Below are 12,550 nucleotides of genomic sequence, written 5' to 3' on the forward strand. Positions count from 1 at the left end.
CTCTCTGTTTTAATACAACTTCGTTTATTTTTTATTATTATATAACAGAAGATTCAAAAAGGTCAATCATTTCTTACAACTTTTTTAATTCAATGAGAACGCCTAGTTTCCTCAAAAAAAACCTTACCATTAGGCAAGGTTTATTCGCTATCTCATTATTAATACAGGGCAAGTCGCTCTTTTCATTACCTTATGACTAACGCTACCTAAAACCAATTGTTGAAGCTGATTTAATCCTCGACTTCCAATTACAATTAAGTCAGCTTCAATTGAGTGAGCAAATTGAACAATCGCATATGCAGGCTCTCCACGAATGATTTTCACTTCATAATTAATGTTTTCAGCCTTAGCTTGTTGTTCAATAGCAACTAACCTCTTGTTACGCTTCTCAGAAATCCCTAATGAATCCCAACTATCGAGCACATCGGCTTTAGAGGTTGAACCATCTACTACATACACTACAAATACTTTAGTATCTCTGTCTTTTGCTAATTCAATTGTCTTTTCTACAGCTTTCATTGAATGCTCAGATCCATCTGCTGCTACGACAATTTGTTTGAACATAAGCTCACATCCTTATGACTCAAGTTTCAAACAATCCTTTGAAGTTTGTGGTTACTTGTTACTATTATTATACGAAGATAGCCCAATAAATGGTACTGAATTCAAAAATAAAGCATGAAGGATTGTTCATCCTTCATGCTTTAACTCGATTTTGTTATTGATTTAATTTATGAGCAACATTTGCTAATCGTGCACCTAGTCGCTTAGCCATCACAAAGTCTCTTTCATCTGGAGAAGCTGATCCATCTGGTCCTGAAATAGTTGATGCACCATATGGACTTCCGCCAATCCCATCTTTTGTTAATTGCTCAGGATTCTCTCCGTAAGGGAGACCAACAAAAATCATACCGAAATGGAGCATGGGAATAAGCGAGGTAATAACAGTTGTTTCTTGACCGCCATGCACAGAACCTGTACTAGTAAATATGGAGGTAGCTTTACCTTCTAGTTCTCCGTTTGCCCACAAGCCTCCTGCAGAATCGAGAAACTGTTTCATTTGAGCAGGCATAGAGCCGTACCTAGTAGGGATTCCCCAAGCTATACCATCAGCCCAACGCAAATCATCATGAGTTGCCTCCGCTACGTCATCTTGATTATCTTGCGCTTGTACATAAGCATCTTGGCTAGACATTGCTTGTTTCACTACATCAAACTCTGGAATTTTAACAAGCTTCACCTCGGTCCCTTCAATCTCTTCTGCACCTTTTGCGACCGCCTTTGCCATTTCAAAAATATGACCATATGCACTGTAATACGGCACGAGTACCTTTGCCATGAACTGAACACTCCTTATACTAACTTTTTTATAGTAACTATAATATATATATATTAATTATACTTTTTTTAATTGTCAATCAATTAGGCTGCTCTTGTCTACTTTCTTATCTATACCTTTAATTTATGGTAAACTAAACCTAATGAGGTGAATAATATGGACTACAGTAGGATGTGCCCAAAATATGAGCATGCTGCAGAATTATTAGGCAAGAAATGGACAGGTTTAATTATTCGAGTATTACTTGATGGCCCAAAAAGGTTCAAAGAAATTAAATTCCAAATACCCGATATGAGTGATCGCATATTAACTGAACGAATGAAAGAATTAGAGAATTTAGAGGTCATTGTACGAAATGTGTACCCTGAAAAGCCCGTTCGAATTGAATACGAGCTAACAGAAAAAGGACTCGCCTTAGAACCTGTGATTTCTTCAATCCAAACTTGGGGAGAAAAATGGATGTAGGTAAAAAAAGAACCCCTATCAAATAGGCTCTTTCTTTACCTACTTTTTATTTATTAAAATAATCGACTAGATCGTCGGATACAAATAAGATAAAATAATACCCTTCCTTGGATATAATTTTATCTTATTTATAATCCGTTATTTTTTTAGGCCATTTATAAGCAGAGAAAATAAAACATCTGCCCATTCCTCCCGCTCAATATTTTCTTCCTTCCTCAATTTTATTAATTGTAAAAGAAAGTTTGTTTTAATTTGTACTTGAATATCTTGACGTAACACACCTAATTGCTCTGCTATCTGAAATTGAGTATGAATAAAGGTGAAAAGTTTCTGTTCTAATTCAGCTAGTTTCACTAATTTCTGATCAACTATGGGCGAAGTCCCCTTCAAGACTGGAGTAATTTCTGTTATTAAATGTACATGCTTATAATCAAGTAATACTGATAATACTTTTCTTAAATTGGTTAGAGGATCTACACTTCCCCCCTCCTCAATTTGATCTACTCTCTCTAAAACTTGGTTCATTAACTTTAGCATGTATTCCGATACAAGCTCCTCCTTGTTTGAATAATATTCATAGATCGTACTCCTCCCTACAAATAATTGAGTAGCAATTAGCTTAAAGTTCAAGCGTTCATATCCTATCTTTAATAAAAGCTCTTCAGTAACTTGCATTAACTCTTGTTGATCTACTTTCTTTTTTCTAGCCATCTTCTTCGCCATCCTTATCTGACATAAACACCCGTCTAAAACTTTTTAACTTGCCTATATCTAATTTTACTATATTTACTAACAATACCCTATTGTTAGTATTATAATCCTATTACTTTTTACTTGATTTTTATTGTCTAACTAGTAAACTTTATTAATATCAAACCCCTAAACACTCACGAAGTCTAATTAACCACAATTAAAGGACCAAACCTTCTTAACAAAAGAGTAAGAAATACTTGTATTTAATTTTGGAAAAAAGTACCCTCTCCCCTTCTAACGGCACATGACGAAAATGCAAATAGTTGTTATCTTATTTATATAGAAGTATTTCGCTTACCGAAGATCTAAATGTCATATTTGAGAAAAGGGTGAGATTATGGATATACATACAATAGGCAAGAATATTAAATTTTACCGCACCTTAAAAGGACTTACTCAAAATGAATTAGCGGAAGGTATTTGTACACAAGCACAGATAAGCAATATTGAGGCCGGTAAGTTCATCCCTCTTTCAACTACCCTTTTTGAACTATCCAGGCGCCTTGGAGTGGATATGACTCACTTTTTCCACGAGGCATCTAATCCACGTTATGATTACATTCAAGACTTCATACAAGATGTAAGAAAACACACCATGAATCGGAATTACGAACAAGTTTATGACTTAATTCTTGCTGAAGAGAAAAATCCACTTTTTGAAAGTGTAGACCTGCAGCAGTTTATTTTTTGGCATAAAGGTTTTTCTATGGCATATACGACCAAGAATTATGAAGAGTCTTTAAAAGTACTTTTTAATGCTCTAAACCTCACTTACAAGGGAAAAGATGGCTACTCACAAGAAGAAATACAAATTCTAAATGCCATTGGAGTTGTTTACGACTTAAGTGGTAAACCACATACTTCAGTAGAGATTTATGAAAGAGCTATTCATGGAACAACGACGATCCCCCAGCTAAATCCTAAAATTAAAGTTAGAGTTTATTACAATTATGCTAAAGCAGAAAAAAGCCTAACAAATTATGAAAAATCGATTTATTTAAGTGAAAAAGGGATTCAACTTTGCATTGAGAATGAGCTGCTGTATTTACTTGGGGAATGTTTATACCAAAAAGGTTATTGTTTGATCTTAACCAATCAGCATGAAAAAGGAAAAAAGTATATTCAAGATGCTATATACTTATTTAGAATTGAAGGGAAGTTAACGTTGGCAGCAATTGCCGAAAAACAAATGAAAGAAGCAATAGGCACCTAGCCTATTGCTTCTTTCATTTATTCACTTAACCTGCGTGCGGAAGATCTCCTGCGTGTGGAAGATCAAAAGCAGTTACATTACCTATAGATGCTGGTTGGTTTGAATCTGTTAATACACCAGCACCTAAAAGAAAGGCTCCAATTACTAATGCTGCTACAAGACGTTTCATTGTCATTTATCTCACCTCCAACAGTAGTTCCAGTTATTTCTAGTATAACCGATTTTTTATTTTTCTGAATTTTAATTCTCGCCTTGTTTTTACCATTAATTAGTTTATAGAGGGCCTTTCGCCTTGATTTTCAAACTTAAATATAAATGTACTTATAATGTAAGCTTCGGGTAAACAAGAGCATGGCAATCTCCGTTTATCCAAGTAGCCTATTTTTCATTATTGAGCTGCGTATTCAGCGTCAACTAAACCATTCCCATAGTAAGTCCTGTTACCGAGGTTAATAGCTGTTTGATTCATACGGTTTCGAATCTGTGATGCCGTTAAATGTGGATGCTTTTGCTTAATTAATGCAGCTACACCTGCTACATGAGGAGCAGCCATAGATGTTCCGTTTAAGCTACGATAATTATTATTTAAATGGGTACTATTAATATTAACTCCTGGTGCCATGATTTCAAGTTCAGCTCCATAACTCGAAAAACTTGCACGAGTACCATTTTGATCAACAGCACCTACGGCCATTACTGAGTTATATCGCGCTGGATACCCCATATTATTAGAGCCTCCTTGTTGACCTGAGTTACCGGCAGCGCCAATTAAAAGAACGCCTGCACTAGATGCACGATCAGAAGCTAACTGTAAAGTAGTAGACCCTGACGTACTCCCTAAACTCATGTTTACAACGTCCATCCCATTATTCATCGCCCACTCTATTCCTTGAGCAATTGTCGCGTGTGAACCGCCACCATTACGATCTAAAACTTTTACCGCATATAAATCTGCCCCAGGCGCAACTCCAAGTACACCGTAAGAGTTGTTAAGTGCGGCTACCGTTCCTGCTACATGTGTACCATGGCCATTGTAATCTATATACGTATTCTCGGTTGGAATAAAACTTACCCCACCTTTAATTGCTAAATCTGGATGTGTAGCTATACCAGTATCTAATACGGCTACCTTTACACCATTTCCATAATAACCTTGACGGTGGACCTCATCAGAGTAAATAAATGGGATTCCCCAAGGAACTGTCTGAGCTATCTCGACGTCTTCATTCTCTTCAATAAAATCAATATGCGGATTATTTACTAAACCACGTTTTGCAGCTTCTGGTAACTCTGCAAAAATAACTGGAAAGGCTTCATATTCGTGATGGATGACTCCACCTGCACTTTCGATAAGTCCTTTTGCTTTATCTGAATTTACTCCTATTAAGTACTCTTCCTTTCCCCCATTGGCACTAGCCACACTTACCACCATAACTAGTAACAATAGAGTTAAAACACTTACTCTTAACCATTGATTAATCTTCAATGCATTACCCCATTTTTGAAGATTCATAGGCGATCACCCCCTATGAATAATTTATCAAAATCTAGTTTATGATGGGTTTTGATAGAGGTCTTCTCTCTACTCTTTTAATAGAGTATAGAAGCATCTGATAGAATTATCAGACATTTTATAAACATAGTAATATAAGTTCCTTTATATAGTAGTCACTTTCAATTCAAAGGGGCCAAAGCATGCAAAAATACCTGAGATCTACTCTCAGGTATTTTTGTGACGTTATTTTATGATTCATCTCACATCTAATACCACTTCAATAATGGTCCCTCTCCCATATGAACTGCGTATCGTAAAATCTCCCTTATGATCATGGATTATTTTTTGACTGATTGTTAATCCAAGTCCAATACCTTTTTCTTTTGTTGTATAAAAAGGAGTTCCAATATGAGTAAGACGATCTTTAGGAATGCCTGGACCATTATCTATAAATCGAAAGCGGATTCTTTCATTCTTGCAGTTTTCAACCTTAATACGGATTCTTCCATGATTAGGTCTCATCGCTTCAATTGCATTTCGAAGGATGTTGATAAATACTTGCTTCAACTGGTTCTCTACCACGTGTATGGTTTCGTTTTCTGTGTTTATATAGATGACGTCAATTTCAATATTATTAAGATGTGCTTCTGATTGAAACAGTACAATGGTATGTGAGACTAGATCTTTTATTCGAATGCTCTTAAAGGTAACATCTTGAGGCTTAGCTAAAACCATAAACTCATTGATGATTTCTTCTATTCGATTTAACTCAGAAAAGATAATCTCCCAATAATGACTATCTTCGCTTTTTTGATTATTTTGTTGGTACAATTGGAGAAAACCTTTAATAGAGGTTAATGGATTACGTATTTCATGGGCCACTCCAGCGGCAAGTTGCCCAACCACAGAGAGCTTGTCTAACTTTCGGATCATTTTTTCATTCTCTACCCGTTCTGTAATATCTCGACTTTCGATGAGAACATCAGACTTCTCCCCTTCTTCAAATAACTTCAGAATCGACTCCAGCCAGATTGCCGTCCCGTCTTTCCGAAACATACGGTACTCCATTCTCTGTTGCTTTTTTGTTTTTAATAACCTTTCAAATGTTTCCTGAGTATGAGTACGATCATTGGGGTGAATTCGCTCTTTAGCGGTTGTACCAATCAATTCCGTATCCTTATAACCTAACAATCTTTCATGAGATGGTGATATATACTTCCCTATTCCCTCACTGCTTACAATCGAAATTAGATCGTAAGAGTTATTAGCTATTAGACGATAACGTCTCTCGCTTTCTTTTAAAGCTTGTTCTTGTTGTTTTTTCTCCGTAACGTCGTTTAACAGAACAAGGTTGACTCTTTTATCCGAAATCGAAATGGACGTCACCATCGCTTCAATAATCTTGGTTTTATTATCTAATGTATGAATTTTGTATTCAACCACATCTTGCTCTTCTTTTTGATGAACATCCTTCGATCGTTTTTGTATTTGATCGTGATGGTCTTTACTTGCAAAAGAATACATAGAATGGCCAACTAATTGAGATTCATCTTTAGCACCAACGAGTGAAATAGCCGCATCATTTACATATTGAACAAGTCCGTCTTCATGTACAAAAATCGGAAGCGGACAGAGGTCTACAAGTTTTCGGTAACGCTCTTCACTTTCTCTCAATAAAGATTCAATCTTTTTTTGCTCAGACATGTCGCGAAATACACTCATTGAACCAATAACGTCCCCCTCTAGATCCGTTACATATGAATAGGTAATGGACACATCAAATAATTCTCCATTTCGCCTGATCCTTTGAGTTGTAACATGTGAGTAACTTTCTCCTTGTAGAGAACGTTCGTTTATTAAAGTTGATTCTTCAATTAAAGAGAGCGGTAAAATATTTATTTCGTAAACCTTTTTACCAATAACTTCATCGCTTTCCCACCCAAACATATCTGTAAATGCGGCATTGATAAAGGTAATTAAACCGGATAGATCACGCACTAGTACAGCATCTTCTGTATTAGTAAGATAGGTGAGCAATGATGCATGAGATGCACCGACTAAATTTTGTTCATTCTTGCCAATTACTAATACCACTTTCTGATTCATTTCATGTGAATAGATTGGATTACATGTCAAAATGAGGGTACCAAATTGGGGTTCTCCCAATGCGAAAGAAAAAGAGGTCTTCTCCTCTTTTTCGAATGCATGTTTACACGCTTTTTCCAATTGAATATCCTTACACTCAAAACCCTCTTTTGTATGAACAAAGAAGCGCTCTATCCATTTTTTTGCTGGCTCATTATAGGTGTGCATGATCCATTTCCCTTGAATTTCACTGCATAAAAAGATACTATCACTCGTCTGAGTTAACCACGCTTGGAATAGCTCATCATTTATTAATGGATTAGGCTTTGACATAATCATCACGACCGTTCTTCAGCTTATCATTCTTATTATGTATACCCTACCATTATATAGGATGAATATATAGTCTGAATACTCTAAATAAAATAGTCCTCATTCAATAAAAAGCGAGAAGTCAGAGACTTCTCGCGTGTGTTTTACTTTTCTAGGTCATTGAGTGCATTTTTTAATGTGTCGATGATAAATGTTATATCATCTATCTCAATAGAAAGTGGCGGGGAAAGAGTTAACACATTGTTAAAGCCCGCAACCGTTGCACCGTTCTTCCCAATAATCAGTCCTTTTTGCTTACATACTGCCATCACTTGGTTCACTAACGATACATCTAGAGGTTCTTTTGTGCTTTTGTCTTTCACTAGTTCAATTCCGATCAGCATGCCCTTCCCTCTTATATCACCGACGTAAGGATTATTTTGAAGTAAGGTAGATAAGTCTGCTCTCATCTGATTCCCTAATTCTTCTGACCGCTCAAACAATTGCTCTTTCTCCATAATTTCAAGATTTTTCAAAGCTAAGGCACAAGAAGCAGGACTTCCTCCAAAGGTATTTACATGACGAAGATACTCATACTCCTCAGTCCCTTTAAACGCTTCATAAATCTCTCGTTTCACCGCAGTTGCTGATAGTGGTAAGTAAGCACTGGTAATCCCCTTGGCCATCGTAACAATATCAGGTTGTACACCGTAATGTTGAAATCCAAATGGTTTCCCTGTACGACCAAAGCCACAAATAACTTCATCGACAATTAAAAGAGCTCCGTGCTTCTCACAAGCATCTTTAACGCCTTTCATATAATTCTCAGGTGGAACAAGTACCCCGCCCCCTGTTATAATTGGCTCCATAATCACTGCAGCTACCGTCTCACTTAATTCCCAAGTCATCGCTTGGTCAATATCCTGTACAGATGTTAACTCAGCAGGCACTTGAGCACTCTCCGGTCGACGGTAAGAATCTGGAGGAGGGACATGAATAAAGCCCGGTGCAAGTGGTTCGTATTTATATTTACGTTGAGCTTGCCCTGTTGCTGCAAGGGCTCCCATGGAATTACCATGATAAGCTCTATATCGTGAAATAAACTTGTAGCGACCATTTTCTCCTCGTTGCTGATGATACTGTCGCGCGATTTTAAAAGCAACTTCATTTGCTTCAGAACCACTGTTAGAGAAGAAAATAACGTACTCATCACCTAGCATTTCATTTAGCTTTTCACCAAGTTCGATTGCCGGCTTATGACTTTGAGTTAATGGGAAATACGCGAGCTCTTTCAATTGCTCATAAGCAGCTTCTGCAAGCTCTGTACGTCCATAACCAACATTTACACACCACAGGCCAGCCATCGCATCTAAATACTCATTTCCATCACTATCTTTAATCCATGCTCCTTTAGCCTTTTCCACTACCATAGTGGCAGTTGGATTATATGGCTTCATGGAATGCCAAAGATATTTTTCATCAGCAGCTTTCAAATTCTGCTTTTGATTAAGTTCTGCCATACAACCTCCTCCTTTCTTGTTAAAAGATCTACCTAAAAATCAAAACGAGAAGTAATCATTTTTTTACGGGTAAAGAAATTCACTCCGTCTTTCCCATTCACATGCAAGTCACCATAAAACGAATCTTTCCAACCGGAAAATGGGAAGAATGCCATAGTAGCCGGAACACCAACATTAATTCCAAGCATTCCTGCATCTGCCTCTTCACGGAACTTTCTTACTGCCCCTGCATCTTTTGAATATAAAGTTGCACCATTTCCGTAGCGTGATTTGCGAATATATTCAAGACCACCATCTAAATCCTCAGCACGTAACAAACTAAGCACTGGAGCAAAGATTTCATCTTTTGCAATCGTCATATCCGGAGTGACATGATCAAATATCGTAGGTCCTAAAAATGTTCCTTGTTTTATTTCATCCATTTCCTTACGCCCGTCACGAATTAAAGAAGCGCCTTCTTCCACTCCTTTATGGATGTATCCCAGTACCTTTTCACGATGTGAATCACGAATGACAGGCGTCAACAGAACGTCTTCATCCATCCCACTTCCGATTGTTAATTCATCTGCTTTTTGTTTTAATAGATTTACAAATTTATCATTATCGCCTACAACAACTACTGCGCTACAAGCCATACAACGTTGACCTGCGCTGCCAAAGGTTGAGCTAATAATATGTTGAGCTGCTTTTTCCATATCTGCATCAGGCATAACAATATGATGATTTTTTGCACCAGATAAGGCTTGAACACGCTTGCCTTCAGCCGCCGCACGCTGATACACATATTTCGCCACAGGTTGTGAACCTACAAAGGAAATGGCTTTAACATCTTCGTGGTCCAACAATCCATTTACGACATCATGAGCACCATGAACGATATTTAGTACACCAGCCGGTGCCCCAGCTTGAGTAAAAAGCTCTACCAATTTATTTGCCAGTAATGGTGTTCTCTCTGATGGCTTTAAAACAAATGTATTACCACAAGCAATCGCAAGCGGGAACATCCATAGCGGAACCATCATCGGGAAATTGAATGGCGTAATCCCACCCACAACTCCTAGTGGGTAACGAAACATTTCTGAATCGATCTCTTCAGCAATACCTGATAACGACTCACCCATAATAAGTGTAGGAGCACCTGAAGCAAACTCTACACATTCAATGCCTCGTTGCACTTCACCATATGCTTCTTTAAAGGCTTTTCCATTCTCTTCAACAATTAACTTTGCTAACTCTTCATGACGCTCAATTAATAATGAGTGATAACGGAATAAGATCCTCGCTCGTTTCGGTACAGGGACTGCCTTCCATTTTTTAAACGCTTCATTTGCAGCTTTTACCGCTTGGTCAACGTCTTCTTTAGTAGAGATAGGAACAGAAGCAAGAACCTCACCTGTGGCTGGATTTGGCACCTCAAGAGTTTCCGTTCCATTTGAAGCTACCCACTCACCATTAATATAATTTTTTAGCTCAGTTGATTTCTTTAATACTGCCATGCCTGTCTCCCCCTTAGTCGTTTTAATTTTCACACTATTTGATCCATAATCCTATTATCCGCTATTCCTTGATTTGTTTCATTAGACATTCTGTAAAATAACTATCATTAAATTTTCCACAAAATGAACATCAAATTAAAATTAAGTGAACGTCATTAAAAAAATGCACCCTATTGAAGGAGTGCATCATCGTCATACGGATCTTTTGTGCAATTGTTTATCAATACTCAAGTAATCTTTGGCAAGTAACATAAACTCTAGCGCCAACCTTTTCTCGGCTTCCATAAAGTCTGTACCTAATATTTTCTCTAGCTTTTCTATACGATGATACAAAGTTTGTCTCACTATGAATAACCGTTTCGCTGTTTCTTGCTTAGATCCACTGCACGCTAAATAAGCCTTTAACGTTTCTAGCAACTGTCCGTTATAACGCTGATCGTACTCTATTACGGGAGCTAAATAATCACTCACAATCTCATCTAGGTTTGCGTGCTGATGAATAACTGATAATATACGATATAAGTGCAGATCATCATAAAACATACTCATATCTTTCTTTGTTGCTCTATTTGTAAGTAATAAAGCTTCTCTTGCTGTTTTGTAGCTTAGAGAGATTTCCTCTAATTGATAAATAAACTTTCCGACTCCAAATTTATAAGCTGAGATGCTTTTCTTTCCGGTTCCTTCTTGTTGTCTAACTCGTTCAAAAGCTTCCACCGCCCGTTCTTTCCAATCCTCAGCTGAACGCTTATTACAGAGGACTAATACTAAATCCTGTCTCACATCGATCGTAAATAAATGAAATCCATATTGTTCAAAGACCGTTCGCATCCACAACTTTAAGTAAGTGCAATCCGACTCTACACCATGCTTTACTGGTTGGTATTTACATACACACACTACTGCACCGTTCAATTCTAACCCCGGTTCTAAAGAAGCTAAATGTTCATCGATAATCTCTTCCCTATGAACACCCTCTAACCAATCTAGCATCCATTGGGACTCCTCTGCATTCTTCCGTTCTTCTACATACAAGATACGTAAAAGTTGTTGCGCAAGTGCAGTGACTGTACGATCCAAGATTAAATAGTCATATTCGGTGAGGTCTCTATCTTTTGAAATAATGATTACTTCTGCATATTCATTACCAAGTAACATTACTGGCTGCCATGCAATTCTAACCTGCTTATTACTCTTAGCCTGTTCTCTTTTTTTAATTAATTCTTGCTTTTCAAGTTTTGGGGCCTCTGGATAAAATCTAAGGTCATCTTCATTAAAGCGAGCCATGACTTGGACATTTAAATACGTTTGACAAAATGTCAAAATTTCATCGTATTCGCTAATCTCTAATAACTTTTTATTTAGTTGTTGAGAATAGTATTCTAGATCCGTTATGACTTGGTATTGTTTATTAATTAATGTTGAGTGAATATCCTGTGTGATCTCTACGAAGGGAACTTCATGATTAAACATGATGATAGGAAATTGATGAGTGTTTGCTAAATCAATGACTTCTTGAGGAATGGTGGATGTGTTCGTACCGATCTCTATACAAAGACCAGCCGCCTCACATTCAATTAACTGTTGAATGAATTGGACAAATAAAGATGGATCATCCTTAAATCCAAGACCAGTTGTTAAAATCAATTCATTGCCTCTCAATAGGTTCCGAATTTGTATGACTTCAACAACGTGAACCCATTTCACTAATCGATCTAAGCCTTCTATACCGGCTATAACTTCAATGTGTTCAAAGTGTTTTCGTTTCACAATCTCTTCGATAGATATGTACGATTTCATAATCTAAATATCACCTCTTTTAAAGAGTAGAGAAACTTTATTCATAAAATTTTATTGGGTGGTACTAACTTC

At 37.1% G+C, this 12,550-nt stretch carries 11 protein-coding genes; 2 read left to right on the top strand and 9 right to left on the bottom strand.

Features of this window, described 5'->3' with window-relative positions; translation table 11 throughout:
* Positions 1–147: 147 nt before the first annotated feature.
* The gene (locus tag AB3N04_RS10165) at positions 148–564 is read right to left on the bottom strand and encodes a universal stress protein (protein WP_368505887.1); all 417 of its coding nucleotides are present in this window, start codon (positions 562–564) and stop codon (positions 148–150) included.
* A gap of 154 nt (positions 565–718) precedes the next feature.
* Positions 719–1,339: an NAD(P)H:quinone oxidoreductase gene (wrbA, locus tag AB3N04_RS10170; RefSeq protein ID WP_368505888.1), complete on the bottom strand. Its 621-nt coding sequence runs from the start codon at positions 1,337–1,339 to the stop codon at positions 719–721.
* Between the two features lie 156 nt (positions 1,340–1,495).
* Here wrbA and AB3N04_RS10175 point away from each other — a divergent pair, with 156 nt between their 5' ends.
* Positions 1,496–1,804, top strand: a complete 309-nt coding sequence (locus tag AB3N04_RS10175) for a winged helix-turn-helix transcriptional regulator (RefSeq protein WP_368505889.1) — start codon at positions 1,496–1,498, stop codon at positions 1,802–1,804.
* Positions 1,805–1,942: 138 nt separating this feature from the next.
* Here the strand turns inward: AB3N04_RS10175 and AB3N04_RS10180 are convergent, their stop codons facing one another.
* On the bottom strand, positions 1,943–2,515 hold the full coding sequence (locus AB3N04_RS10180) for a TetR/AcrR family transcriptional regulator (protein ID WP_368505890.1): 573 nt from the start codon (positions 2,513–2,515) through the stop codon (positions 1,943–1,945).
* A 379-nt stretch (positions 2,516–2,894) separates the two neighbouring features.
* Here AB3N04_RS10180 and AB3N04_RS10185 point away from each other — a divergent pair, with 379 nt between their 5' ends.
* Positions 2,895–3,770, top strand: a complete 876-nt coding sequence (locus AB3N04_RS10185) for a helix-turn-helix domain-containing protein (protein ID WP_368505891.1) — start codon at positions 2,895–2,897, stop codon at positions 3,768–3,770.
* Positions 3,771–3,795: 25 nt separating this feature from the next.
* On the opposite strand, the gene AB3N04_RS10190 is transcribed toward AB3N04_RS10185, so the two are convergent.
* The 6 genes from AB3N04_RS10190 to AB3N04_RS10215 form a co-directional block, all read right to left on the bottom strand.
* Positions 3,796–3,945, bottom strand: coding sequence for a hypothetical protein (locus tag AB3N04_RS10190; RefSeq protein WP_157860751.1), 150 nt, complete (start codon positions 3,943–3,945; stop codon positions 3,796–3,798).
* Positions 3,946–4,158: 213 nt separating this feature from the next.
* Complete coding sequence (locus AB3N04_RS10195; protein WP_368505892.1) at positions 4,159–5,283, bottom strand: S8 family peptidase; 1,125 nt, start codon at positions 5,281–5,283, stop codon at positions 4,159–4,161.
* Between the two features lie 237 nt (positions 5,284–5,520).
* Positions 5,521–7,689 (bottom strand): PAS domain S-box protein, encoded by a 2,169-nt coding sequence (locus tag AB3N04_RS10200; RefSeq protein WP_368505893.1) that lies wholly within the window; start codon positions 7,687–7,689, stop codon positions 5,521–5,523.
* 137 nt (positions 7,690–7,826) lie between these two features.
* The gene (locus AB3N04_RS10205; protein ID WP_368505894.1) at positions 7,827–9,182 is read right to left on the bottom strand and encodes an aspartate aminotransferase family protein; all 1,356 of its coding nucleotides are present in this window, start codon (positions 9,180–9,182) and stop codon (positions 7,827–7,829) included.
* Positions 9,183–9,214: 32 nt separating this feature from the next.
* Positions 9,215–10,678 (bottom strand): CoA-acylating methylmalonate-semialdehyde dehydrogenase, encoded by a 1,464-nt coding sequence (locus AB3N04_RS10210; protein WP_368505895.1) that lies wholly within the window; start codon positions 10,676–10,678, stop codon positions 9,215–9,217.
* 192 nt (positions 10,679–10,870) lie between these two features.
* Positions 10,871–12,478 (bottom strand): PucR family transcriptional regulator, encoded by a 1,608-nt coding sequence (locus AB3N04_RS10215; RefSeq protein WP_368505896.1) that lies wholly within the window; start codon positions 12,476–12,478, stop codon positions 10,871–10,873.
* Positions 12,479–12,550: the final 72 nt, after the last annotated feature.

The organism is Alkalihalophilus sp. As8PL, from assembly GCF_040939795.1.
GTDB lineage: Bacteria > Bacillota > Bacilli > Bacillales > Bacillaceae_D > Alkalihalophilus > Alkalihalophilus lindianensis.